The 24,193-nt window shown below is 71.1% G+C and carries 24 protein-coding genes; 18 read left to right on the plus strand and 6 right to left on the minus strand.

Annotated features, from left to right (window positions below):
* Positions 1 to 29: 29 nt before the first annotated feature.
* From LX16_RS08005 to LX16_RS08020, 4 genes are all read left to right on the plus strand, one after another.
* Positions 30 to 3,212 (plus strand): type 2 lanthipeptide synthetase LanM family protein, encoded by a 3,183-nt coding sequence (locus LX16_RS08005; RefSeq protein WP_158645522.1) that lies wholly within the window; start codon positions 30 to 32, stop codon positions 3,210 to 3,212.
* A 9-nt stretch (positions 3,213 to 3,221) separates the two neighbouring features.
* The gene (locus LX16_RS08010) at positions 3,222 to 5,048 is read left to right on the plus strand and encodes an ABC transporter ATP-binding protein (RefSeq protein ID WP_147135361.1); all 1,827 of its coding nucleotides are present in this window, start codon (positions 3,222 to 3,224) and stop codon (positions 5,046 to 5,048) included.
* Positions 5,049 to 5,071: 23 nt separating this feature from the next.
* Positions 5,072 to 6,484, plus strand: a complete 1,413-nt coding sequence (locus LX16_RS08015) for an FAD-binding oxidoreductase (protein ID WP_147135364.1) — start codon at positions 5,072 to 5,074, stop codon at positions 6,482 to 6,484.
* 130 nt (positions 6,485 to 6,614) lie between these two features.
* Positions 6,615 to 7,040, plus strand: a complete 426-nt coding sequence (locus LX16_RS08020) for an SRPBCC domain-containing protein (protein WP_147135367.1) — start codon at positions 6,615 to 6,617, stop codon at positions 7,038 to 7,040.
* Positions 7,041 to 7,084: 44 nt separating this feature from the next.
* Here LX16_RS08020 and LX16_RS08025 read toward each other — a convergent pair whose 3' ends face one another.
* Positions 7,085 to 7,960, minus strand: a complete 876-nt coding sequence (locus tag LX16_RS08025) for a sigma-70 family RNA polymerase sigma factor (RefSeq protein WP_147135370.1) — start codon at positions 7,958 to 7,960, stop codon at positions 7,085 to 7,087.
* 93 nt (positions 7,961 to 8,053) lie between these two features.
* Between LX16_RS08025 and LX16_RS08030 the strand changes: the two genes are divergently transcribed.
* Entirely contained in the window at positions 8,054 to 8,512 is a 459-nt protein-coding gene (locus LX16_RS08030) for a carboxymuconolactone decarboxylase family protein (RefSeq protein ID WP_147135375.1), read from the plus strand.
* Between the two features lie 202 nt (positions 8,513 to 8,714).
* On the opposite strand, the gene LX16_RS08035 is transcribed toward LX16_RS08030, so the two are convergent.
* Positions 8,715 to 9,149 (minus strand): VOC family protein, encoded by a 435-nt coding sequence (locus LX16_RS08035; RefSeq protein WP_425304410.1) that lies wholly within the window; start codon positions 9,147 to 9,149, stop codon positions 8,715 to 8,717.
* Positions 9,150 to 9,617: 468 nt separating this feature from the next.
* Between LX16_RS08035 and LX16_RS26530 the strand changes: the two genes are divergently transcribed.
* The gene (locus LX16_RS26530) at positions 9,618 to 9,779 is read left to right on the plus strand and encodes a hypothetical protein (protein WP_158645523.1); all 162 of its coding nucleotides are present in this window, start codon (positions 9,618 to 9,620) and stop codon (positions 9,777 to 9,779) included.
* A 37-nt stretch (positions 9,780 to 9,816) separates the two neighbouring features.
* Here the strand turns inward: LX16_RS26530 and LX16_RS08040 are convergent, their stop codons facing one another.
* A complete protein-coding gene (locus tag LX16_RS08040) occupies positions 9,817 to 10,224 on the minus strand; it encodes an ankyrin repeat domain-containing protein (protein ID WP_147135382.1) in 408 nt (135 codons plus the stop codon).
* Positions 10,225 to 10,305: 81 nt separating this feature from the next.
* Between LX16_RS08040 and LX16_RS08045 the strand changes: the two genes are divergently transcribed.
* The gene (locus tag LX16_RS08045) at positions 10,306 to 10,872 is read left to right on the plus strand and encodes a DinB family protein (RefSeq protein ID WP_147135385.1); all 567 of its coding nucleotides are present in this window, start codon (positions 10,306 to 10,308) and stop codon (positions 10,870 to 10,872) included.
* A gap of 80 nt (positions 10,873 to 10,952) precedes the next feature.
* Here LX16_RS08045 and LX16_RS08050 read toward each other — a convergent pair whose 3' ends face one another.
* A complete protein-coding gene (locus tag LX16_RS08050) occupies positions 10,953 to 12,035 on the minus strand; it encodes a coiled-coil domain-containing protein (protein WP_211354341.1) in 1,083 nt (360 codons plus the stop codon).
* A gap of 235 nt (positions 12,036 to 12,270) precedes the next feature.
* Here LX16_RS08050 and LX16_RS08055 point away from each other — a divergent pair, with 235 nt between their 5' ends.
* On the plus strand, positions 12,271 to 13,092 hold the full coding sequence (locus tag LX16_RS08055) for an MBL fold metallo-hydrolase (protein ID WP_147135388.1): 822 nt from the start codon (positions 12,271 to 12,273) through the stop codon (positions 13,090 to 13,092).
* An 89-nt stretch (positions 13,093 to 13,181) separates the two neighbouring features.
* Here the strand turns inward: LX16_RS08055 and LX16_RS08060 are convergent, their stop codons facing one another.
* Positions 13,182 to 13,913, minus strand: a complete 732-nt coding sequence (locus LX16_RS08060; protein ID WP_147135392.1) for an HAD family hydrolase — start codon at positions 13,911 to 13,913, stop codon at positions 13,182 to 13,184.
* 279 nt (positions 13,914 to 14,192) lie between these two features.
* Here LX16_RS08060 and LX16_RS08065 point away from each other — a divergent pair, with 279 nt between their 5' ends.
* Positions 14,193 to 15,134 carry a phosphotransferase gene (locus LX16_RS08065; protein ID WP_147135395.1) on the plus strand — a complete coding sequence of 314 codons (942 nt, stop codon included), beginning with the start codon at positions 14,193 to 14,195 and terminating at the stop codon, positions 15,132 to 15,134.
* A 129-nt stretch (positions 15,135 to 15,263) separates the two neighbouring features.
* On the opposite strand, the gene LX16_RS08070 is transcribed toward LX16_RS08065, so the two are convergent.
* On the minus strand, positions 15,264 to 15,809 hold the full coding sequence (locus LX16_RS08070; RefSeq protein ID WP_147135399.1) for a hypothetical protein: 546 nt from the start codon (positions 15,807 to 15,809) through the stop codon (positions 15,264 to 15,266).
* 349 nt (positions 15,810 to 16,158) lie between these two features.
* Here LX16_RS08070 and LX16_RS08075 point away from each other — a divergent pair, with 349 nt between their 5' ends.
* The 9 genes from LX16_RS08075 to LX16_RS27905 all read left to right on the plus strand — a co-directional run bounded on the left by LX16_RS08075 (position 16,159) and on the right by LX16_RS27905 (position 24,033).
* Complete coding sequence (locus LX16_RS08075) at positions 16,159 to 16,650, plus strand: VOC family protein (protein ID WP_147135403.1); 492 nt, start codon at positions 16,159 to 16,161, stop codon at positions 16,648 to 16,650.
* Between the two features lie 41 nt (positions 16,651 to 16,691).
* Complete coding sequence (locus LX16_RS08080) at positions 16,692 to 17,522, plus strand: MerR family transcriptional regulator (protein ID WP_147135406.1); 831 nt, start codon at positions 16,692 to 16,694, stop codon at positions 17,520 to 17,522.
* Positions 17,523 to 17,586: 64 nt separating this feature from the next.
* Positions 17,587 to 17,952, plus strand: coding sequence for an iron chaperone (locus tag LX16_RS08085; protein WP_147135409.1), 366 nt, complete (start codon positions 17,587 to 17,589; stop codon positions 17,950 to 17,952).
* A 158-nt stretch (positions 17,953 to 18,110) separates the two neighbouring features.
* Positions 18,111 to 18,905, plus strand: coding sequence for a thioesterase family protein (locus LX16_RS08090; protein WP_147135413.1), 795 nt, complete (start codon positions 18,111 to 18,113; stop codon positions 18,903 to 18,905).
* 251 nt (positions 18,906 to 19,156) lie between these two features.
* A complete protein-coding gene (gene helR / locus LX16_RS08095; protein WP_147137252.1) occupies positions 19,157 to 21,298 on the plus strand; it encodes an RNA polymerase recycling motor ATPase HelR in 2,142 nt (713 codons plus the stop codon).
* A gap of 386 nt (positions 21,299 to 21,684) precedes the next feature.
* Entirely contained in the window at positions 21,685 to 21,882 is a 198-nt protein-coding gene (locus tag LX16_RS08100) for a hypothetical protein (RefSeq protein ID WP_147135416.1), read from the plus strand.
* Positions 21,883 to 22,178: 296 nt separating this feature from the next.
* Positions 22,179 to 22,598, plus strand: coding sequence for a helix-turn-helix transcriptional regulator (locus LX16_RS08105; RefSeq protein WP_244615722.1), 420 nt, complete (start codon positions 22,179 to 22,181; stop codon positions 22,596 to 22,598).
* 28 nt (positions 22,599 to 22,626) lie between these two features.
* Positions 22,627 to 23,037: a VOC family protein gene (locus LX16_RS08110; protein WP_147135422.1), complete on the plus strand. Its 411-nt coding sequence runs from the start codon at positions 22,627 to 22,629 to the stop codon at positions 23,035 to 23,037.
* Between the two features lie 39 nt (positions 23,038 to 23,076).
* Positions 23,077 to 24,033, plus strand: a complete 957-nt coding sequence (locus LX16_RS27905; RefSeq protein ID WP_147135425.1) for a tyrosine-type recombinase/integrase — start codon at positions 23,077 to 23,079, stop codon at positions 24,031 to 24,033.
* The last annotated feature ends 160 nt before the right edge of the window (positions 24,034 to 24,193 follow it).

Consider the following 24,193-nt stretch of genomic DNA (forward strand, 5'->3'; position numbering starts at 1 on the left):
TCCCGTCTCACCGGACCGAAAGGACGACCGTGGACTCCGATCTGGCCACCCGGCTGGCCGCCGCGGCCCCACTCGCCGAACGACTTCACGGCACCGACGCGATCGAGGGCGACGCACCCGCCGCGTCGGCCCGACTCGACCGCTGGCGCGGACGCGAACCGTTCACCGACCCGCGTCACTGGGCGGCACGCCTGGCCGCCGAGGGCATCGACGAGACGCTGCTGCGCCGGCTGCTGGCAGAGAGTCCCCGAAGTCTCGGCGCGCGCCTGGACCCACCGGAGTGGGGCGCCTGGATCGACGACGACGCCGACGTCCCGGTCGTCACCGGTGAGCAGAACCCGTTCTTCGCGCCCGTGGCGGGGCGCCTGGTCTACCCGGCCGTCGACGACGTCCGTCGCGCACTCACCGACCTCGGGAAGGACCACGAGGTCGCACCGTTCGACGTGGAGCCGGTGGTGACCCGCCTGGCGGACGAACTGCTGTGGGTCGTGCATGCCATGATGGGCCGCACCATGGCGTTGCGGCTGGCCCTGTCGCGCGCCCGGGGGGACCTGACCGCCGACGACGCGGCAGGCCGGTTCGACCAGTTCATGACGATGACGCGGGAACCGGGCGGCCGTCGAGACCTGTTCGCCGAACACCCGGTGCTGGCGCGACAACTCACGATCGCCGTCACCGCGTGGCGCGACAACACGATCCGGTTGGCGCGACGGATCGTCGCCGACGCCGACGACCTCGCCCGGACGTTCCACGACGGCACGCCGCTGGGCACCGTCACGGCGATCGAGGCCGGCGCCGGCGACGGGCACCGCGGCGGCCAGTCCGTCGCGATCGTCCACTGGGGCGACACCAGGATCGTCTACAAACCGCGGTCGCTGGCCGTCGACGTCCGGTTCGCGCGCCTGATCGCCTGGTGCAACGACGCGGGCCTGACTCTGCCGCTTCGCGCCGTGCGGTGCCTGGACCGCGGCGACCACGGCTGGGCCGAGTACGTCGCACGCGAATCCTGCGCCGACGCCGACGCCGTCCACCGCTTCTACCGCAGGCAGGGCAGCCTCCTGGCGATACTGGGACTGCTGCGCGCCAACGACATGCACGCCGAGAACCTGATCGCCGCCGGAGAGGTCCCCGTCCTCGTCGACGTGGAGACGCTGCTGCAGCCGCGACTGCCCGACGACAACACGCAACTGACGCCCGCCGAACGGCTCGCGCACACCGCCGCCGCCGAGTCGCTGCTGCAGACCGGACTCCTGCCGACACCGGTGTGGGTCAACCGCGACGGCGACTCGGTCGACCTGTCCGGTATCGGCCACCGGCCCGGGCAACGCGGATCGATACCCGTGCCCGTACTGACCGGGCTGGGTACCGACACGATGCGCGTGGCGATGGACCGCATCGACCTCGACACCCCCGACCACCGGCCGGTCGACGAGGACGCCGAACTCCACCTCCTCGACTACGCCGACGACCTGGCCGCCGGTTACGAGGAGACCCACCGGCTGTTGCGGGACCGCCGCGCCGAACTGTCGGCCGACGACGGCCCGCTCGCGGCGTTCGCCGGTACCCGCGTCCGGGTCCTGCTGCAGTCCACGATCGTCTACGGGACACTGCTGCGCACCGGTTTCCACCCCGACGTCCTGCGTGACGGCCTCGACCGGGAACGGCACCTCGACTTCCTGTGGCGGCGGGTCGCGCGCACACCCGGCCTGGCCGCCGCCATCCCCGCCGAACGCCGCGACCTGTGGCGGGGCGACATCCCGTACTTCACCACCGACCCCGACGGCGACGTCCTGTACGACTCCGACGACGCGCCCGTGGCGGGCCTGGCGGTCACACCGGGGCTGCCCGCCGCGATGGAGGCACTGCGCGCCTGGGACGACGACCACCTGCGCGACCAGGTTGCCGTCATCCGGGGATCCCTCGCCGCCGCCACGATGAACACCGCCGCCCGGTTCGACTACCCCCGGTACGACCTGCCCACCGTCGACGGGCCCGCGTCGGCGGACGCACTGGTGGAGGCCGCCGCGCGGGTCGGTGACCGGCTGGCCGCCGACGCCTACCGCGACGGCGGCAGCGCCCAGTGGCTCGGTCTGTCCTCCCAGATGGGACGCAACTGGGCGCTCGGGCCGTTGACGCCGGACCTGTTCAACGGCGCGTCGGGGGTGGCGCTGTTCCTCGGTGAACTGTGGCGCGCCACCGGCGACGACCGGTACCGGACACTGGCCGCCGAGGCCACCGTCACCATCCGCCGACAGATCGCACGCGGCGGCGGAATCGGCGCGCACGGCATGGCGGGACTGCCCGGCGTCGCCTACGCCTTCGCGCGGTTGTCGGACCTGCTGGAGGACGAGTCGCTGTCCCACGCCGCCGACGACGCGACCCGCACCACCCTGGCCGAGACCGGCCGCGACGGTGAGTTCGACGTCATCAGCGGCGCCGCCGGAACGATCGCCGCCCTGCGCGGCGTCCACGCCCGCCGCCCCGGGGGTGCCGCCACCGACGCCATACGCGCCGCCGCCGACCACCTGTTGCGCACCGCCGCCCCGCAGGCGACCGGGATCGGATGGACACCGGGACTCATCGCCGACAACGACCTGGCCGACCGTCCACTGTCGGGCTTCGGGCACGGTGTCGGCGGGATCGCGTGGGCGTTGGGTGAGGCCGCCGCACTCCTGGACGACGACCGGTACCGCCGGGCCGCGTACGACGCGCTCGCCTACGAGACCGGCCTGTTCGACCCGGCCGCGAAGGTGTGGAAGGACGTACGTGATCCCGACGGCACCGCCACGATCTGCGCGTGGTGCCACGGCGCCACCGGCATCCTGCTGGCCCGGCTCGGACTGCGTGACCTGGTCGGCGACGAGGCCGTCACCGGCGACGTCGCCCACGCGTTGACCGACATGCGGCGACGCGGCCTGGGCCTGTCCCACTCGCTGTGTCACGGCGACGCCGGCACGATCGACGCGATGCTGACGGCCGGCATCGTCCTCGACCGCGCCGACCTGCGCGAGGAGGCCGCCCGCCACGCCGCCGCGATGCTGCGCACCACCGACACGCAGGGGTACGTATGCGGACTCCCGTTCGGGCAGACGGCGCCCAGCCTCATGGTGGGACTGGCCGGGATCGGCCACGGGTTCCTGCGGGTCGCGGACCCCCACACCGTCCCGTCGGTGCTGACACTGGCGGTGCCCGGCGCCCCGAAGAGACCGTGAGGGCGCCCGATGTCAGGTCTGCTCGACGAGGTACAGCGGCCCATCGGCCGGCTGAGCGCGCGCCGTCAACTGTGGCTCACCGGCCACGCCCTGCGGATGGTGTGGACCAGCGCACGCGGTGACTTCCTGCTGGTCGCCGCCGGTGCCCTCGTCGTGGGTGTCGGCGCGGCGGCGCAGGTGGCCGTCACGAACTCCGCGTTGACGCAGGTGCTGTCCGACGGCGCCCAGACCGCCGCCGTCGGGCACCTGCTGGTCCTGGTCGCGATCACCGCCGTGTTGAAGTTCACCGCGTCGTTCCAGATGGAACGCGAACGCGTCGTCGGTGAACTGGTGGCGCGTCACGCGCAGACCAGGGTCCTCGACGTCGCCGCCGCGACCAGGCTCGAATCCTTCGACGACCCCGACTTCTACAACCGGCTCGAACGGGCCACGATGACCGCCGAGATGCGCCCGATGCAGCTGGCGTCCGGACTGCTGGGCGCCATCAGCGCCGGGGTGGCGGCCGTGGGGGTCCTCGCGGCACTGGTGTCGATCAGTCCGCTGCTGGGTGGCCTGCTGACACTGTCGGTCGTGCCACTGTGGCTGTCCACAGCACGATCCAACCGGGCGTTGTACGCCTTCAACTACCGGATGACGCACCTGGACCGGGCGAGGTCGTACCTGGGTTTCCTCATCACCGGGCGGGAGGCCGCCGCCGAGTTGCGCGCCAGCCAGGCCACGCCGTTCCTGCGCCGCCACATCGACGACATGTACGACGAACGGATCGGCGCCGTCCGCGCCATGACCCGCCGCCGCATCGGCGTCCTGTCGCTGGGCAACCTCGTCAACGCCGTCGCCGTCGCGGTGGTCATGGTCGTGGCGGCACGCCTGGTCGGTGACGGCACACTGACCGTCGCCGAAGCCGGGGCGGCCTTCGTGGCGATCGTGCTGGTGAGCCAACACCTGGTCACCGCGTCGGAGTCGGTGCTGCAACTGCACGAGAGCGTCCTGTTCGTCGACGACCTGGTGACGTTCGTCGACCGGCAGCCCACCGTCACCGACGACGACGGCCACACCGATCCGCCGTTTCGCGAGATCGTCCTGGACGACGTGCGGTTCCGCTATCCCGGCGGTACGAGCGACACACTGACCGGCATCGACATGTCGATCCGGGCCGGTCAGGTGGTCGCACTGGTGGGCGAGAACGGGTCGGGGAAGACGACGCTGGCCAAGGTCGTCGCCGGGCTCTACACCGCCACCGGCGGCACCGTCACCTGGGACGGCGAACCCCTCACACCGGAGACGGCGCTACGACACAGGAGCCAGGTCGGTGCCGTGCTACAGGACTTCGTCCAGTACCGGCTGTCGGTGTCGGACAACATCGCGATGGGACGCGCCCGCCGCCGCGACGACACCGACGCCGTCCGCGACGCCGCGCGCCGCGCCCGCGCGCACGAGATCATCGAGGCGCTGCCCGAGGGCTACGACACGCAACTGGGCAGCCAGTTCCTCGGCGGCCTGGAACTGTCCGGCGGCCAGTGGCAACGCCTGGCACTGGCGCGGGCGTTCTTCCGCGACGCCGAACTGCTGATCCTCGACGAACCCACCTCCGCGCTGGACCCGCGCGCCGAACGGGAACTCTTCGACGACATCCGCACCCTCTGCGGGGGACGGACCGTCCTGCTCATCTCGCACCGCTTCGCCAACGTGCGCACCGCCGACCGGATCCATGTGCTGGCGTCGGGCCGCATCACCGAGACCGGCACCCACGACGAGTTGATGGCCCGCGACGGCCGCTACGCCGAGTTGTTCCGCCTCCAGGCCGCCGGCTACCGCGACGACGCCGACGTCCACTGACCACACTCCAAGGAGCCCCGACGATGCTCGACACCGATGCGCTCGCCTCACGACTGCGCGGGCACCTGTACCGCCCCCACGACGACGGTTACGGGCGGGTCCGCAAATGGTTCATCGGGCGTTTCACCGAACGGCTTCCGGTGGCGGTGGCGCACTGCGCCGACGCCCGGGACGTCGCGACCGCGGTCGAGGCCGCCGTCGAGGCGGGCGTGCCGTTCGCGATGCGCGCCGGCGCGCACAGCTTCGCCGAGTACTCCATGTCCGAGGGTCTGGTCATCGACGTCGGTGACCTCACCTCCGTCGAGACCGGACCCGACACGGTGACCGTCGGCGCGGGCGTGCGCGTCGGGCCGCTCGCCGAACACCTCGCACCGCGAGGCCGTGTCGTACCGGTGGGATGGTGCCCGATGGTGGGGGTCGCGGGAGCGTCGATGGGTGGTGGTTTCGGGCCGCTCGGCCGGTACTTCGGCCTGGCCTGCGACCATCTCGTCGGCGCCGACGTCGTCCTGGCCGACGGCCGGCGGGTCCGCGCCGCGCCGGACGGCGACGCCGATCTGTTGTGGGCGCTGCGCGGCGCGGGCGCCGGCAACTTCGGGGCCGTCACGTCCCTGACGTTTCGGACCCGTCCCACCCCGCACGCCTACAGCGTCGCGGCCTGGTGGGACCCCGACGACGCCGCGACCGTCATCGACGGCTGGCAACGCTGGTCGCCTTCGACACCACGCCACGTCAACATGGAACTGGTGCTGCGGTGCTGGCCCGACCTGGACGACCCGCCGACCCTGGCGTCGTTCGGTTTCATCGTCGACACCGACGAGGCCGGCGCACGGGAACACCTCGACGCGCTCGCCGACACGATCGGGATCCCACCGCAACGCCTCCAGTGCCTCCGGGTCGACGCCGCCGAACTGCCCGTCCACCACACCTACGCCGGGGAGATGGTCGAACACCTTCCCCCGGGGAACCGCCCGCTGGACGCCGAACCGGGCATCCGCTTCGTCAAGTCGGAGTTCTTCGAGGACTCGGTGTCGCGCGACGCGCTCGCCGAACTGGCCGAATGGCTCCTGCGGGACCGGGTCGCCGGCCAGCAACGGGAACTGGAGTTCGTCGCCTGGGGCGGCGCGATCGGCGACCCCGCGCCGGATGCGACGGCGTTCCCGCACCGCACCGCCCGGTTCCTGCTGGAACACTCGGTGCAGGCGTACGGCTCCGACACGTTGAAGAAGGAGTCGCACGAGTGGGTGACCCGCTCCAAGGACATCACCGCGCCCTTCGGGAACGGCCACGTCTACCCCAACTATCCCGACCCCGACCTGTCCGACTGGGAGACCGCCTACTACGGGCCCAACCTGCCGCGACTACGTCACCTCAAAGCCGCCTACGACCCCGACGGCGTGTTCCACTTCGACCAGTCCATCCGGCCGGCGCACGGATGACACCACCACCACAGGCGGCACCCGGCGCATCCGGAGGCGCGTTTCCGCGAGTGCCGGGACCCGAGGGTGCGTTAGGGTCGAGCCGCCGCGCCCTCACGGCGAACACCATCCCGCCGAACGAGGAGGAGCGATGAGCGACACGACCACCACCGCCGACGGCAGGCCCGCGGTGCGGCTGGAGCGGCGACTACCGCATCCGGTGGCGACGGTGTGGGACGCCGTCACCGACCCGCGGCACTTGAGCGCCTGGTACCCGTTGGCAGTGGTGTCGCTGCAACCGCACGTGGGCGGGGGCGTCGTCTTCGACGACGGCGAGGGGACCCGCTACGACGCCACGATCACCGACTACACGCCACCGACCCTGTTCGCCTTCGACGAACACGATCCCGAAAGCCCCGGCCGGGAGAACGACGACCATCTGCGCATCACGCTGCGACCCGACGCCGACGGTTGTGTACTGGTGCTGACGCACGTGCCGTCCGACCCCGACACCGTCGAGGGCGCCGCCACCGGTTGGCGTGGCTGCCTCGACGCACTGGCCGCCGCATTGCGTTGACCGGGCCGTGCCGCCCGATCCCGCGACGGCTCTGTTCCGAGCCGTCACACCGGGCCGGGGAGGCCCATGTCCGCCAAGGCCACCGGATCGGTGATCGCGGTGATCGCGGTGATGTGGTCCCCGGAGACGGTGAACGTCAACAGGGACGACGGGGCACCGTCGGCGCCCCAGGCGAGAACGCCCGGCCGCCCGTCGACGGTCACCGCGTGAGCCCGTGCCGCGCCGCCGGCCAGGCGCGCCCGCGAGGCCACCTGTTCGGCGCCACGCGTGACGAACCGGCCCTGAACGGTGTGGACGGTGAACTCCACCTGCGGGTTCAGCAACTCCACCAGTCGTGTGAACCGGCCCTCCCGGGCGGCGTCCAGGAACGCGCCCACCACCGCGCGGTCTCGCCGCCGGGTACTCACCGGCCGCCGCGCCTCACGCACCTTGCCGCGCGCACGACTGGCGAGCATCTTGGTGGCGTCGGTGGACTTGCCCAGGATCGGGCCGATCTGCCGGTAGGGGACGGTGAACACGTCGTGCAGGACGAACACCAGCCGCTCCTCCGGTCGCAGCGAGTCGAGAACCGTCATCAGGGCCAGGTTCACCGACTCGTCGAGTGTCACCGACTCCTCGGGTGCGAGGGCGTCGACCACGGTCGACGCGGACTCGACCGGCGCGTCGTCGAGCGTGACGACCGGACGGGTCCTCCGTGACCGCAGCACGTCCAGACTGATGCGGCCGACCACGGTGGTCAGCCAGCCGCCGAGGTTGTCGATCTCGCCGGCGTCCTGCCGCGACAGGCGCAGCCACGCCTCCTGCACGACGTCCTCGGCGTCGGCGCGTGACCCCAGGACGCGTCGGGCCACGGCGGTCAACCGCGCACGGTGCGCCTCGAACGCCCCGACGATCGGATCGGTCGGTGTGGTGCCCGGCATGTCGTTACCTTTCGCTCGGCTTCCCCGTCATGAGGGTGACGGGCACCCGCCCCGGAACGTAACCCCCACGACGTACAGGGAGACCACCCTCACATGCAGAACCGATTGAAGAACAAGGAAGCCAACAACCCCGACGTGTGGACCGCGGTGCGGCATCTACACCGGGCCATCGCCGCCGGCGGCGTCGACGCGACGCTTCTGGCGCTGGTGCACCTGCGTGTCAGCCAGATCAACGGCTGCGCCGCCTGCGTCCACGCCGCGGTCGACGCCGGGAGGAAGGCCGGTGACACCGAAGAGCGACTGCACCACGTGGTGGCCTGGCGTGACGCGCCGTTCTACACCGACGCCGAACGGGCGGCGCTGCGACTGGCCGAGGCCGCCACCCGGCTGCAGGACGGCGCCGAAGGCGTCACCGACGAGATCTGGGAGGAGGCGACCACGCACTTCAGCGAGGAACAGATCAGCGCGATCAATCTGGAGATCGCGTTGACCAACTTCTTCAACCGGATCAACCGCACCATCGCCGAACCGGCCGGAAAATCCTGGGGCTGACAACACCGGCGCACCACTTCGGGCACCCGCGCCCCGCGAACATGCGTGCCCTCCGCGTGGCCGGGCCGCCGGTTGTGGTCTGTCACGGTCCTCGTCGTGCCGGCGGGTCGGTGTCCCGCCGAGGCGCCATCGAGGCGGCCGCCACCGGCCGGCGAGCGTCGACCGGGCGGTGCCGCCGACCGGATCCGGTCGGCGGCACCGGTCACTCGGGACGGCCGATGTTCACCATCCAGTTGATGCCGAACCGGTCGGTGACCGCACCGAACACGTCACCCCACATCTGCTCCTCCAGCGGCACCGTGATGGTGCCGTCCTGCGACAGCCCCTCCCAGTACCGCCGCAGGGTCGCGTCGTCGTCCCCGCTGAGACTCAACGCGACGTTGGTACCGGGACGGTACTCCATGCCCGGCGCGGTGTCGGACGCCATCAGTGTCAACCCGCCACCGCTGAGCTGGGCGTGCATGACCTTGTCACTGGTGTCACCCTCACCGCCGAACTCCCCGAACGTGCTCACGGTCAGGTCGCCGCCCAGGACATCGCGATAGAACTCCATCGCCTGCCGGGCGTTCCCATCGAAGTTCAGGTACGGATTCAACTGCCAACCCACGGTTCCCCCCTTTGTCGACGTCGTGGACATCCTGACAGATCAACGCCGCCCGGTGACCCTTTTGAACCGCGACATCACGTCCCATACGGTGTGTCGAGGACGCCTTCCGACCCTCCCGCCGACCGGTGGGGACCTCGATTCACCCGCTTCTGGTGCGCGGCGGCCCCGGCCGACATCGGCGACGGCATCCGAGTGGCAACTGCACCTGGGCACGGTCGGGTTCGGTGTCATGCCGGCGGTGGGGGCCACCGGCGGGCTCATCGGCGCGGTCGCGGCCGAGCGTCTCATCGGCCGTGACCGCCACCATCGGATACTGGCAGCCGCACCGGCGGCCACCGCGATCACCCCGGTGCTGCCGGCGGTCTCTCCCACGGTGTGTGTGGGCCGCGGTCGTCGCTCTCACGGTCACCGGCGCCGCCTTCGGCATCATGAACGTGGCGGCGGTATCGCTGCGGCACCGATTCGGTGCCCGGTGACGTCCCGGGCAGGGTCGTGGCCGTGTGGCGGACCGTCGTGCGGGGAGCCACCTCCGCCGGAGCCCCGATCGGTGGCTTGGCCTCCACCGCGCAGGGCGTCAACGCCCCGTTCCCGCTCAGCGCGGTACTCGGTGTCGTGGTGCTGCCGACCGCGCCGCGCCCGAGCACGGCCACGGCGGCCTGACTCCGGGGCGGGTGTCCGTCCCGCCGACCGGTGACCGTCACCGGTCGGCGGCGAACCACTCCAGGTACCGGTCCTGCCCGAACATGCGCGCCGTCGCCTCCGCCGAGGGCGTGCCCGCGGAGGGATCGGCGCCGCCGGCCAGCAGTGCCTCCACCACCGCGTCCTCGGCCTTGAACACCGCGCCCGCCAGCGGCGTCTGGCCACGGTCGTTGGCGCGCTGCGGGTCGGCGCCCCGTCGCAGCAGCATCGACACCGTCTCGGCGTGCCCGTGGTACGCGGCCAACATCAGCAGCGTGTCGCCCTTGGCGTTGGTCAGGTCCACCGGTGTGCCCGCCTCCAGGTACGCCTCCAGGCGAGGCGTGTCACCGGACCGCGCCATGTCGAACACCGCCTCGGCGATCTCCAGCAGCCGGTCGGACTCCGCATCGTCCCGTTCGTCGCTCATGACCCCAGTCTGCGGCACACACGTCACCGTGATCCGGCAACCCGGTTGCGGACCCGCGTCGCGCCGACCACAATCGGCGCGATGACCGACGAGAAGCCCACACGATGGACCCGCGCCACCGTCTATCCGGACATGTGGCTGGACCCCGCCGACGATCCACGTGACAACGACGGCCCCGGTCCTGAGGGCGAACTGGAGACCTACCGCGACTACCTGCGCAACTACCGGTTGACGCTGGAGATGAAGTGCGAAGGGCTGAGCCCTCGACAGTTGGCGCACCGTTCGGTGCCGCCGTCGCACATGTCCCTGCTGGGGCTGGTACGTCACCTCGCCGAGGTCGAACGGGACTGGCGCACCTGGATACTGCCGCAGGAACCCGCCCGGAAGCTGTACGGCGCCCGTGACGCCGACTTCGACGAGGCCGTCGGTGAACAGGCGCCGGTGGATTCGGCGTTCGCCGACCTGGCGCGTGAACAGGCCTCCACCGATGCGGCCCTGGACGAGTACCGCGACCTGAGCCGGCGGCTGCCACGCGACGGCACGTCCATACGTGAACTGTTGTGGGTGCACCGGATCGAGGAGTACGCCCGCCACTGTGGGCACGCCGACCTGTTGCGAGAGTGCCTCGACGGCCGGGTCGGCCAGTAACGACCTCCACCGCGCGCGCCGCGAAGTCGTGGCGACGTCGTGGCGGCCGGTGTCGCCGTCCTTTCCGGCCGCCACGCAGATCACTCCTCGCCGTCGGCCTCCACCGAGTCCTGTGACCGGGCCGCCGCCTCGGCCGCCTCAGTGGCCGCCCGCGCGGCGATCTCGGCCGCCACGGCACGTTCCCGCAGACCGTCGGCGTCACGTCGGGACCGGTCGAGTTGCCGACGCACGTCCGCGAGTCGTTCTTCGGCGGCCTCGGCACGCCGTTCGGCCGCCGTCGCGCGATCCGTCGCCTCCTGCGCCCGCGCCGAGACCTCCGCCACGCGCACGCGCGCGTCCTCCCGCGCGGCCTCGGCCGCCGCCTCGGCCTGCTCACACCGCCGCACCGCCTGCGCGCGTTCGGCCTCCGCCACCGCCGCCGCCGACACCGCGCGCAACCGTTCCCGCTCGGCGGCCGCCGCGGTCCGCTGCGCCACGTCACGCTCCACGGTCATCACCGCCAGGTCCCGGCCCGCCGCGGCGGTCTCGGCCTGGGCGGCGGCCCGGGCAGCGGCCGCCTCCTCGGCCGCCGTCCGGGCGGTGCGGGCCTCTTCCTGCGCGTGCGCGGCCTGTGACGCCGAGACGGTCGCGTCGGCGCGGGCCTGTTCGGCCTCGGTCACCGCGGCGGCCGCCGCCTCCTCGGCGCGTGTCTTGGCCGACTCGGCGTCGCGGGCACGCGCCGAATCCTGTGCGGACTGCTCCAGGGCGTCCCGGGCCTGCGCGGTGGCGTCGTCGAGCCGCCGAGTCGTCTCGGCGAGTTCGCGTTCGAGGGCCTCGGCGCGTTGCCGGGCGTCGTCGCGTTCGGCCCGCGCGGCGGCGACCCGGGTGTCGGCGTCGTGGGCGGCCTGCGCGAGCCGGGCCTCCACCCGCGCCGGATCCAGTTCGGCGGCCAGACTCTCCGCCAACGGCGCGATCGCGGCGGCCAGTCCGGACTCCATCCGCTCGTACAGGTCTTCCGCACGCGCCAACGCGCCTTCGAGGCCGGGAGTCGCGCGCCGCAACTCGCGTTGCCGCTTGGCGATCGACTGGCAGTCGCCCTGTTCGCAGTACTGCCGGGGCCTGCCCCTACCGGGCTGCTGCGCGATCGGTGCGCCGCAGCGCTTACATGTCGTGGCTGTCTTCACGGGAGCATCATAATATGATTTCCGTATTTCTGGTAAGTCTAAATAAAAAATAATAAAAGCCGCCATTCCTGTCAATCCCCATAACTTACGAGAAGGCTAGTTCCCGCAAGTAACTTCGTCGCGGTCCCTACCCGACACCCGGGGCGTCGGCGCGGGACGTGTTCCGCGAGGGCGGGAACGTCGGTGCCCGCGGTTAGGCTGCCGCCCGAGTAAACGACAACTGGAAGGAGCCGCCGTGCTGACGCAGATCGCGGAAGGCGTGTGGACGCACCGGAGTGAACTGCTGAGGAACAACACCGTCGTCGTGCGGGGTCGAGACGGTGTGCTGGTGGTGGATCCGGGCATCACCGGCTCCGAGATGGCCTGCCTGGCATCCGACCTTCGCGAGCTGAAGCTGCCGGCGGTGGCCGGTTTCGCGACGCACCCGGATTGGGATCACGTCCTCTGGCACACCGAACTCGGCGAGGTGCCCCGGTACGGCACCGAGCGTTGCGCGGCCTTCATGCGAGACGAGCGGTCGACGCCGGACTGGCGGGCCCGTGCCGCCGAAGGACTGCCACCGGAGATCGAGGGCGAGGTTCCGTTGGATCTGTACGGCCTCATCACCGGCCTGCCCGCCGGGACGACGGACATCCCGTGGGACGGCCCGCGAGTGCGGATCATCGAGCACCCGGCGCACGCCCCCGGCCACGCCGCCCTGTTCATCGAAGAACACGGTGTCCTCGTCGCCGGGGACATGCTCTCCGATGTCTTCGTGCCCATGCTCGACACCTGGACCGACACCAACGACCCGGTCGAGGAGTACCTCACCGGACTGCGGCTGCTCGAGGCGGTCGCCGACGACGCCGAGTCCGTCGTCCCGGGCCACGGCACGGTCGGCGGCCCCGGCGAGGCACGCGCACGACTCGAACACGACCGCGCGTACCTGCACGCCCTGCGCGACGGCAGGACCGCCGACGACTCGCGGGTCACCTCGCCCGAAGCGGGCTGGGAATGGGTGGCCGACATTCACGAAGGGCAGGCCCGAGGACTCGCCGAGAGGCGCCGAGCGGCCTGATCCTGAGAACGTCACACGGCAGCCGCCGGGAAATCGTCGGTGTTCAGGTCACGACACGGGGCTTCCGATGACCTGATGTGCGGGCGTTGTCAGCGCGGGGGTGAGGTGAGGGCGGCCGGGAGTTCGTCGAGGGAGCCGATGACGTGGATGCCGGGGTCGATTGCGGTGCTGACTCCGGTGTTCGCCCGGTCGAGCCAGTAGGCGTGTAGTCCCGCCTCGTGTGCGCCTACCGCGTCGATGTCGTACTTGTCGCCGACATAGGCCACCTCATTCGGATGGAGGCCGAGCAGGGCGCAGCCGGCCAGGAAGATGCTCGCTGCGGGCTTGGCGACTCCGTGCTCGTTAGAACACACGAGCGTGTCCCCGAAGTAGGGCAGGAGCCCGAAGAGGTCGAGCTTGTGACGCTGACGTTTGACCGAGGAGTTGGAAACGACGCCAAGGCGATAGTCAGGCACGAGTTTCCTCAAGACCGGTTCGGCGTCGGGGAAGGCCGACCGGACGGCATGGCGATGGGCCTTGTATCCGGCGAACCACGCAGTGGCTTCGGCGTCCGACAGGTCAGCGTGGGTGCTGTTGATAGTGTGGGCGAGAAATTCGCGGGTACGTGCAAGCTGCTGCCCGGTGTAGGTCACTTCTCCTTCGAGGAAGCGGGCGTAGTGCCGGTCCATGATGTCCCGCCACACGCTGAGCGCGGTGGCGTGGTCCGGGAACTGGTCAAGCAATCCTTCCGACTCCAGATGGGCGAGTAGACCGACCGCTTCCGAGGCCGAGTGATCGACCAGGGTGTCATCGATGTCGAAGAGCACACCCATGATCGGCATAGACTTCGTCCCTTCTGGTCTTAGCGTCGCGGATTCCGGTCAGGTGATTCTGCGGTACTGATGCCGCCAAACGTAGTTGTCGTCGCTCCCAGACCGGCACGACGGTGCCCCAACCACCTAATCGCTTCTCACCTCGCGCAACAGTCTCAGATCACCGTGTTCCACTATGTCCTATTGCCCCTTTCCGGTGTATTGTGTTCGCCCCCGTGGTGGCCACCGGCGCCGTCCTTTGAAGCGGCTTCGAGAGGCGGCGTCGCCGGCACATGTGACAATGCGCGGATGTCACCGCGCGTACCGGCCGTTGATTCGGCCCGCCTCACCCAGTGGTGCGTGGAGCATCTGGGGAGCCCACCGAAGCAGGAGATCTTCAGATCCGGGCACCTGTCCGCGGTGGTGGGGCTTCGGTTGGCCGATGACCGCGAGGTCGTGGTCAAGGTGCGTCCCGGCTCGCCGCGGGTCGCCGCGTGCGTCGAGGTCCAGCGCCGCCTGCGCGATGCCGGTTATCCCTGCCCCACGCCGCTCACCGGTGCCGTGCCCTTCGGTGAACACGTCGCGACCGCGGAGGCCCACGTCCCCGGCGGCGCCCCGCTCCCCGCGACGGACGACGCGCCCCGGCTCTTCGCCGAGGCGTTCGCGCGACTGATCGCACTCGCCCCGGAACCCGCCGAGGTGCCCACGCTCGCACCCGTGCCGTCGTGGGCGGACTGGAACCACACCGGACACGGACTGTGGCCGCCTCCGGAAGACGCCGAGGTCGACCTCGACGAGGCCCCAGGTCCGGAGTGGATCGACGATGTGGGGCGCCGTGCCCGCGACCGGTTGCGCACCGGTCGGTGGGAACCCGTGATCGGCCACTGCGACTGGCTCGCCGGGAATCTGCGTTGGGACGGCGACACGCTGCTGGTGGTGCACGACTGGGACAGCATGATCGCCGAGAGCGAAGCCGTCCTCGTCGGTTTCGCCGCCGCACTGTACTCGACCGTCGACCCCGACGTGCCGGCCACCGTGGAGGACACCGAACGGTTCCTCGCCGCGTACTGCCGTGCCCGGGGTCGACCGTTCAGTGCCGACGAACGCGAACGGTCGTGGGCGGCCGGTGTGTGGACCAGGGCCTACGACGCCAGGTACCAGCACGCGATCGGTGGACCGATAACCTCGTTGTCCGAACCCGAGGCCCGCGAACGCCTGCGCCGCACCGGCACCGACGCCGGCACGCTCTGACCCGGCACAGCCGCCTCGCGACGGAACCCCGGTGTGACCGTGTGCTTCCCGCTCCGCACGGTCCCCCGGATCGGAGCCGGTGGCCGGCTTCTCGCCGGGGCGTTCAGTGCCGAGAACGCCGGCGGGGCCTCAGCCGAGGGTCGCCGCGACGGTCGCGTCGTCGCCGTCGTGTGCGAGCAGCTCCACCACGATGCCGCCGGAGCCGGGTGCACCCGGTTCTTCGTCACAGGTGAGACCTCCGCTGCCGTCGGCGCGGAACAGCAGTGCGCACGACGGGTGGTCGAGGTACCCGCCGCCCCCGCCCATGCCGTCGGGGTCGGTCAGGCTGATCTGTACCCCACCGTCCTCGATGGCGGCCTCCACCGTCCACTGGCCCTCCCCGCCGAGCGGGAACTCGACCGCACCGGAGAAGGACACGTCACAGACGCCGTCGTCGCAGGCCCCGAAGTCACCGTCCTGCGAGTCCGTCTCCGCTTCCTGACCTTCGACCTCGTCGGGTGTGGAGGAAGCGGCCTCGGACGGCGTGGCCGAGGACGGCTCAGTGGACGCGGCGGTCTCCGACGCCGAGGCTTCGGCGTCGGGCTCCGCGTCGGCTCCGCAGCCGCTCGCGGCCAGGACCGCCAGGAGTGCGCCGGCCGCCAGGACCCGCGTGAGGAACGGTCGAGAAGGGATCACCCGGCGAGTCTAAGCAGAGCAGCGGGAATCGCTCCCACAGGCGGTGCGCGGTGTGACCCGGCGGACGGCGTCGAGTGCCGCAAGCGTGGTGACGCGACAGGGTCCAGACGTCCTTCGGCGAGGTCACCGGGGTGGACCATCCACGACACGGCGGTTCTCGGAGCCGGATCCGCTAGTGCCCCGCCCAGGACGTGGCCTGCCCACGTCGCACCCGCCGGGGGCCGCGACATCACGGGGTTCCTCTCCCGGCCACCGGTACCGGCCCACGATCGCCCGCCCGTGGCCGGGCGTGTGAACCGGGCCACTGCCGATTGACCCTGACGCGACGTGAGGGCCGACGATTCGGGACATGACCGAATACCGAAGCCCCGTACCGACCCCCGCCCTCGACGCCGAGCCACCCGAGATATACCGGGAGTTCTACGGCATGCCGATGTTCACGATCTCCCACACCACCGACCTGGAGGCGTCCCGCGACTTCTGGGTCGAGGGCCTGGGATTCATCGACATCTTCACGATCCCCGGCCAGGTGACCCACCTACGCCGGTGGGCGTTCCAAGACGTCCTGTTGGTACCGGGCACGCCCTCACGGGAAACGCCCGGAGTGAGCGTCAACTTCTCGTGCGTGCCACGCCAGATCGAGGAGGTGCGGCAACGCTGCGAGGCACTGGTCCCCGGCTGCACCGACGGGCCGCGGGAGATGCCGTGGAACTCGATCGAACTGACGGTCCTCACGCCGGAGAACACCCGGGTCGTGATGACGGCCGCCCGACCCATCGACCCCGACAGCCGGCTCGCGCGGGAACTGCATGAGGTCGGCATCACGGTCCCCAGGCCGTGACGGCGGTGAACTCGGCGGGCCGGGTGGCCGACACTGGTGTCATGACCAGCGACGCCACCCGGCCCACATCCGGCACCGACGACACGCCCGAAGGCATGACGGTGGGCCGTATCGCGGAACTGGTCGGAGTGAGCGTCCGGACCCTGCACCACTGGGACGACATCGGACTGGTGCGACCCGGAGGCCGCACCTGGGCCGGATACCGCGTCTACTCCGGCGAGGACCTCGCCCGTGTTCACCGTGTCCTGGTGTACCGCGAGCTGGGATTCCCGCTGGCGCAGATCGGCAGGATCCTCGACGACCCCGACACCGACGCCGAAGACCACCTGCACCGGCAACGAGACGCCCTCGAGGAACGGATAGCACGGCTGCGTCGCATGGTCGACGCCGTCGACCAGATGCTGGAGGCGTCGAAGCGGGGGATCCGGCTCAGCCCGCGACGGCAGATCGAAATCTTCGGGGACGACTGGCGGCCCGAACAGGTCGAGGACGCCCGACGGCGCTGGGGCCGGACCCCGCAGTGGGAGCAGTACGCGCAGCGGGCCGCCGCACTGTCGGAGGCCGACTGGGAGAAGGTCGCCGCCGACACCGACACCTTGCACGCCGACCTGGCGGCGGCCAGACGCCGCGGCGTCGCACCCGGGTCGCCCGAGGCCGACGCCCTCGCCGAACGGCACCGCGCCCTGATGTCGACGTACTTCGACTGCACCCACTCGATGCAGGTGTGCATGGGACGCATGTTCGTCCAGGACCCCGGATACACCGCCTACTACGACCGGTTCGCGCCCGGACTGGCACGGTGGCTGAGCGAGGTGCTGTCGGCCAACGCGGCGGCCAACGGCGTCGACCCGCGGACGGCGGTCTGGGAGTGACCCGGCCCCCGGCCGGAGGAACACGTCCGGTCGTACCCGGCGCGGCGGAGGATATGGTGACCGCATGGTGCGTAGCGAGGCGACCGACGTGGACGAATACCTGGCCCTGGCCGCACCCGACCGCGTCGAGGTGCTGACCGCGCTGCGGCGGCTGTGCCGGACCGAACTGACCGGGTACCGGGAGAAGATGGCGTACGGGATGCCGGCGTACACGCGGGACGGAGTCGTCGAGATCGCCTTCGCCGCCCAGAAACGGCACCTGGCGATCTACCTGATGCGCCCCGACGTGCGCGAGGCGTTCGCCGCGCGTCTGGCCGGACACGACGTCGGCAAGGGGTGCCTGCGGTTCCGGACACCGCGCGACGTCGACCTCGACCTGGTCGGGGACCTGCTTCGGGCGACCGCCGCCACCCACGGGACCGCCTGCTGAGACCACGGACCGGTGGCGCGTGGTCAGGTGGAGTCGCCCCGGCGTCACACGGCGATGCCGGACCCGTCCACACCGCGGCGACCGTCGATGCGCGACGGGCGCACGGGAGGGCATGATCGACCGCGATCACTCACCGGTCGCACCCACCAGGAGGTCCCATGCCGCCGACTCCGCCGGCGTACTTCACCCGGCTCGACACCCACCGCTTCGCGCCCACCGGGCACGCCCAGGGCGCGTGGGCTTCCGACGAGCAGCACTTCAGCCCGTTGGGCGGCCTCATCACCCACGCCGTGGAACGACACGCCCGCCTGGACGACCGCACCGGCACACTGCTGAGCCGCATCTCCTTCGACATCCTCGGGCGGCCTGCCCTCGACGCGTGCGAGATACACGTCGAGACGGTCCGGCCGGGACGCACCATCGAGTTGATCGAGGCGACCGCGCGCATCGGTGGGCGGCAGGTGGTGCGTGCCCGCGCGTGGTGCCTGGCTGCGCACGACACCGCCGCCGTCGCCGGTGGTGGACCCGACCGGCTTCCCCACCCACGTGACCTCGACACGTACCCGCTGTCGCAGGCGTGGCCCGGCGGGTACATCGCTTCGCTCGACTTCCGGCCCGTCACACCGCCGCGCCCCGGACGCACCCGCGGGTGGGTGTCGACCGGCCTGGACCTGGTCGCCGGTGAGAAGGCGGGACCGTACGCCCGGTACCTCGCCCTGGTCGACACCGCCAACGGCATCGCCGTGCGGCGGCCACCCACCGAATGGATGTTCCCCAACGTCGACCTCACCGTGCACCTGCACCGCCGCCCCGAAGGCGACTGGACCGGACTGGACACCACCGTCGTGTTCGGTGCGACCGGTCTGGGGGTGACCGCCACCGTCCTGCACGACGTCACCGGACCGGTCGGATACGCCCAGCAGGCGCTGACAGTCCGGGCGTTGCCGGCGTGAATCGGGAAGTGCGGCCCGACCGGGCCTGAGAACGAAAAAGGCCGGGAGGTTCCCCCGGGCTCTTTCAATGTATAGCGCACGGCCCCCTTCACCAGGCACACCGGGGTCCCCGCGCGGCCGCGACCGTCCTGCACAATTGCCCGCCGAGACCAGATCACCACGACCGGGGGCGGGGTGGGAGCACGTGTGCCGGTGCCGCGGCGACCCGCCCGGAGGTGCCCGTGACCCTGTCACACGAGCGGAGCCATGACGTGAACCTGCCGACCACCAGTGCGTTCAACCTGACCGACGACCTCGCGCACAAGGCCGATCCGAGACTGATCGCCGCCGACGAGAACCACTTCGCGGCCATCGCCGCCGGCCTGCGCCGGTCGATCGCGGAACTGACCGACCGGCGCGACGCCGCCCGAAAGGAACCCGCGGGGACCGGGCAGAAGGCGCTCGACCGGGACATGGAGATCCACCGGCTCACCGCCCGGCTGCGCACGCTGCGCCGGTTCGGACTGGACCTGTGCCTGGGGCACATGGTCGGCGACGACGGCGAACCGGTGTACGTGGGACGGCTGGGACTCACCGACGACGAGGGACACCGGTTGCTGCTGGACTGGCGCTCCCCTTCGGCCGAGCCGTTCTTCGGTGCCACCCACGCCAATCCGATGGGGCTGGTCAGCCGCCGCCGGTACCGATGGACCGACGGCCGCGTCAGCGACTACTGGGACGAGGTGTTCACCACCGAGGCGCTGGAGGACCACGCGGCCGCGCTCGACGACCAGTCGGCGTTCATCGCCAGCCTGGGCGCCAACCGTTCGGGCCGGATGCGCGACGTCCTGGGCACCATCCAGGCGGACCAGGACGCCGTCATCCGCGCCGGCTCCCGTGGCGCGCTGGTCGTGGACGGCGGCCCCGGCACCGGCAAGACGGTCGTGGCGTTGCACCGGTCGGCCTACCTGTTGTACGCCGATCCCCGCCTGGGGCACCGCAACGGTGGTGTCCTGTTCGTCGGCCCGCACGCGCCGTACCTGGCGTACGTGTCGGACGTACTGCCGGGCCTGGGCGAGGAGGGGGTGCAGACCTGCACCCTGCGGGACCTGGTGCCCGAGGGTGAGACCGCCGGTGAGGAACCGGATCCGCGGGTGGCGCGGCTGAAGTCGTCGGCGGCGCTGGTACGCGCCATCGACGCCGCCGTCGCGTTCTACGAGGAACCCCCCACCGAGGCGATGACGGTCGACACCCACTGGGCGCAGGTCCGGCTCACCGCCGCCGACTGGGCGAGGGCGTTCGATGCGGCCGAGCCGGGCACCCCGCACAACGAGGCACGTGACCAGGTCTGGGACGAACTGGTGGCGATCCTGAGGGACAAACACGACGACGAGATTCCCGAGGAGACGTTCCGCCGGTCGCTGGAGCGCAACCGTGAGTTGGCCACCGCCCTGCACCGGGCGTGGCCGTCACTGGAGGCGACCGACCTGGTGGGTGACCTGTGGACGGTCCCGGCGTACCTGCGTAAATGCGCGCCCTGGCTGAGCCGCGACGAGGTGCGGCGGCTGCAGCGCGCCGACGCCGCGGCGTGGACGGTGTCGGACCTGCCGTTGCTGGACGCCGCGAGGCAGCGGCTCGGTGACTCCGGGCTGTCGCGGCGCCGGCGCGCCCGCGAGAAGTCGCTCGCGGCCGAACGCGAGCAGCGGGCCCGGGTCATCGAGGATCTCCTGGAGGCCGAGTACGACAACGAGGGCGCGATGATCATGTTGCACGGGCAGGACCTGAAGGACGCCCTGTTGGACGACACCTCTCCCCACCTGGTGGACCGGCTCGCGGGGCCGTTCGCGCACGTCGTCGTCGACGAGGCGCAGGAACTCACCGACGCCGAATGGCAGATGTTGTTGCTGCGGTGTCCGTCGCGCAGTTTCACGATCGTCGGGGACCGCGCCCAGGCCAGGCACGGGTTCACCGAATCGTGGCGGGAACGTCTGGAACGGGTCGGCTTCGACCGGATCGAGATGGCGTCGCTGAGCATCAACTACCGCACCCCGGAGGAGGTCATGGCCGAGGCCGAACCGGTGATCCGTGCCGTACTCCCCGACGCCAACGTGCCGACGTCGATCCGCAGCAACGGCATCGCCGTGCGGTACGGAGCGGTCGCGGAGTTGCCGTCGATCCTCGACGAATGGCTCACCGACAATCCCGAAGGCGTGGCGTGTGTCATCGGGGATTCGACGTTCACCGCGACGTCCCGCGTCCGTTCGTTGACACCGGAGTTGTCCAAGGGCCTGGAGTTCGACCTGGTCGTGCTCGTCGACCCGCACGCGTTCGGTGAGGGCGTCGAGGGCGCCGTCGACCGTTACGTGGCGATGACGCGCGCCACGCAACGGCTCGTGGTGCTCACCGGCGACTGACATCCCGCGAGTGAAGGGCTCCGACCGTCGTCAGTGGAGCCCGCCGGGCCGGGACGGCCACGACCGGATCGTTCCACGTGCCCCGACCCGTGCGGATCGGGCCGCCCGCGACGTCCTCGCCGGGGACCGCGTCGACATCGATCACCTGGGACGCTCGCCGTGGGTTCCACGCGGTGGCGAGCCGGCGTCGTGGGGCACCACGTCGTGCGCGGGAGCCGCCGACCGGTCGACTCCGGGCCCGGCGGACGGTACGGAGCATCGGTCGCTCCGCAGGTTCATGGATTCTTCATGGAAACGCCGTAGGCCGCTTATTGAACCGCCTGACAGCCTGACGACTCGCCGGGTGGCATGGGTCCGCCCGGTTTCCGTCGAATAAGAGGTGTGACTTGAAACTGTTCGCGACGATCGGCGACCTGATGCTGTCGAAGGTCCTCCCCCACGAGTCGGCGTCGGCGGCGTGCCCCACACGGAGCTGGTACCAGTACAAGTGCGTCCAGGGACGCCGCCGGCTGCGCCGCCGCTGCACCGACACGCCGCAGTGCACCACCACCTGCACGGCGTGGACGTACTACAGCATGTGCTGATGCGATGAACACCCGAATCGGCCCGTGACCGGCACAGGTCACGGGCCGATTCGGGTTCGGGGCCGTACGGTACGTCGGCGGCCGAGCCCGGCGAGGAGGCGCCGCACGCCGGCCGGGCACCCCATCGCGGTGAAGCCGCCGCCTCCGGGCTTCGACCGATGCCTCATGTCGGTGCGGCCGGGTGACGCACCGACGGTGTGATGTCGCGCGCGGAACACCGCCACACGCGTCGGCGGTCCGGCGGGGCGTTCGTCGCGGAGGGTCCCGATGTCGGCGGCGTGTGGCATGATCGGCCTGTGACCGGCAAGACCACCACCGAACAGCGCCTGCGCGACCTGGCCCTGCTGCGTCGTGTCCGCGACCGCATCGACCGGGACTACGCCGCACCGCTCGACGTCGAGGCGCTCGCGCGCGGGGTACACATGTCGGCGGGCCACCTCAGCCGCGAGTTCCGCAACGCCTACGGCGAATCGCCGTACAGCTACCTCATGACACGGCGCATCGAACGGGCGATGGCGCTGCTCCGGAAGGGTGACATGACCGTCACCGAGACGTGTTTCGCGGTGGGTTGCTCCTCGCTGGGCACGTTCAGCACCCGGTTCACCGAACTCGTCGGGATATCCCCCGGCGCATACCGGCGCCAGGCGGCACGGACCACGGCGGGCATCCCCTCATGTATGGCGAAGAAGGTCACCAGACCCGTCAGAAGCCGATAGGCCGACGCACGACACCGAGGTGGGGGCAATGGACATCAGGATTCACCACTCGTTCCTTCCACACGACGACGGAGAGGCCGCCCTGCGCTTCTACCGTGACGTCCTGGGTTTCGAGGTACGCAACGACGTCGCCTACGACGACATGAGGTGGTTGACCGTCGGGCCGCCCGGCCAACCGGAGACCTCGGTGGTGCTGTACCCGCCGGGGGCCGACCCGGGCGTCACCGACGCCGAACGCGACGTCATCCGGCAGATGATGGCCAAGGGCACCTTCGCCACGCTCGTCCTGGCGACCCCGGACGTGGACGAGGCGTTCACGCGGATCTCCGCCGCCGGCGCCGAGGTGGTGCAGGAACCCACCGACCAGCCGTACGGGGTACGCGACTGCGCCTTCCGGGACCCGGCGGGGAACCACATCCGCATCAACCGGCGGGACTGAGTCCGCCACCGGCACGGCTCCACCGATACGATGGCCCGCATGCTGCCAGAACCGATCGGCGGCCGTGCCGTGGAAGTCGCCTCGACCGATCCCTATCGGACCTACCTGTCGGGTCTGTCGAGTGAGGAGTCCCGCCGGACGATGGCCGGATGCCTGGACCGCATCGCCAGGATGCAGACCGGTGACCCGTCCGCGTCCGGTGCCGGTCAACCCTGGCACCTGTTGCGTTACACCCACACCACCGCCATCCGCGCCGCGATGCTGCGGACCGGCTGGTCGGGGTCGTACGTCAACAAGCACCTGGTGGCGCTGCGCAGGGTGCTGCAGGAGGCGTGGCGGTTGGGGCTGATGACCGCCGAGCAGTACCAGCAGGCCGCCGACCTGCCGGCCGTCGCCCACCACCGCGTCCCGGCCGGAGCCCACGTCCCCAAGGAGGTGCTGTCGGCGCTGTTGGCGGCCTGCGACCTGGAGGACTCCATCACCGGGCACCGCGACGCGGCCGTCGTGGCCGTCCTGTACTCCACCGGGTGCCGCCGCGCCGAACTGGCGAAACTCACACTCGCCGACTACGACCCCGCCGACCGCAGCCTCCTGGTGGCCGGCAAGGGCGACAAGCAGCGCCACGTCTATCTGACCGCCCAGGCCGTCACCCGGCTGCATCGGTGGCTGGCGTGGCGGGGCCGCCGAGAGGGCGCACTGTTCAGTCCGGTGAGCCGCGCCGGACGCATCAGGCTCCGGGACGGGCGGCCCGCCGCGATGACCGGTCAGGCCGTCGCCGACATCCTCCACCGCAGGGGAGAACAGGCCGGTATCGGCCGCTACACGCCTCACGACCTGCGCCGGACCTTCATCGGCGACCTGCTCGACGCCGGCGTGGACCTGGCGACCGCGCAACAGCTCGTCGGGCACTCCTCCCCCGACACCACCGCCCGGTACGACCGCCGACCCGGCAGGCGGCGACGCGACGCCGTCGACCGGTTGCACCTGCCGGAGTGAGCCCGCGACGACACGCACTACCGGCCCGCCGGGTGGTCCTCCCGGGAGTCGGCGCCGGGCCGGTTCCCGCGGGGACGGCGGGCAAACCACGCCCCACGGGAACCAGGCGCCTGCATGCCGGCGACGAGGATCGGGGACGTCACGTTCGCGCCTCCTGTCC

It is taken from the genome of Stackebrandtia albiflava (assembly GCF_007994225.1).
In the GTDB taxonomy this organism is placed as follows: domain Bacteria; phylum Actinomycetota; class Actinomycetes; order Mycobacteriales; family Micromonosporaceae; genus Stackebrandtia; species Stackebrandtia albiflava.

Bases quoted from the DNA above. Each gene is read 5' to 3' on its own strand.
- LX16_RS08040 (WP_147135382.1), bottom strand. From the start codon at position 10,224: ATGAGCGACGAACGGGACGATGCGGAGTCCGACCGGCTGCTGGAGATC.
- LX16_RS08025 (WP_147135370.1), bottom strand. From the start codon at position 7,960: ATGCCGGGCACCACACCGACCGATCCGATCGTCGGGGCGTTCGAGGCG.
- LX16_RS08060 (WP_147135392.1), bottom strand. From the start codon at position 13,913: ATGCCGATCATGGGTGTGCTCTTCGACATCGATGACACCCTGGTCGAT.
- LX16_RS08075 (WP_147135403.1), top strand. From the start codon at position 16,159: ATGACCGAATACCGAAGCCCCGTACCGACCCCCGCCCTCGACGCCGAG.
- LX16_RS08045 (WP_147135385.1), top strand. From the start codon at position 10,306: ATGACCGACGAGAAGCCCACACGATGGACCCGCGCCACCGTCTATCCG.
- LX16_RS08065 (WP_147135395.1), top strand. From the start codon at position 14,193: ATGTCACCGCGCGTACCGGCCGTTGATTCGGCCCGCCTCACCCAGTGG.
- LX16_RS27905 (WP_147135425.1), top strand. From the start codon at position 23,077: ATGCTGCCAGAACCGATCGGCGGCCGTGCCGTGGAAGTCGCCTCGACC.
- LX16_RS08015 (WP_147135364.1), top strand. From the start codon at position 5,072: ATGCTCGACACCGATGCGCTCGCCTCACGACTGCGCGGGCACCTGTAC.
- LX16_RS08085 (WP_147135409.1), top strand. From the start codon at position 17,587: ATGGTGCGTAGCGAGGCGACCGACGTGGACGAATACCTGGCCCTGGCC.
- LX16_RS08090 (WP_147135413.1), top strand. From the start codon at position 18,111: ATGCCGCCGACTCCGCCGGCGTACTTCACCCGGCTCGACACCCACCGC.
- LX16_RS08080 (WP_147135406.1), top strand. From the start codon at position 16,692: ATGACCAGCGACGCCACCCGGCCCACATCCGGCACCGACGACACGCCC.
- LX16_RS08030 (WP_147135375.1), top strand. From the start codon at position 8,054: ATGCAGAACCGATTGAAGAACAAGGAAGCCAACAACCCCGACGTGTGG.
- LX16_RS08110 (WP_147135422.1), top strand. From the start codon at position 22,627: ATGGACATCAGGATTCACCACTCGTTCCTTCCACACGACGACGGAGAG.
- LX16_RS08010 (WP_147135361.1), top strand. From the start codon at position 3,222: ATGTCAGGTCTGCTCGACGAGGTACAGCGGCCCATCGGCCGGCTGAGC.
- LX16_RS08035 (WP_425304410.1), bottom strand. From the start codon at position 9,149: ATGTCCACGACGTCGACAAAGGGGGGAACCGTGGGTTGGCAGTTGAAT.
- LX16_RS08020 (WP_147135367.1), top strand. From the start codon at position 6,615: ATGAGCGACACGACCACCACCGCCGACGGCAGGCCCGCGGTGCGGCTG.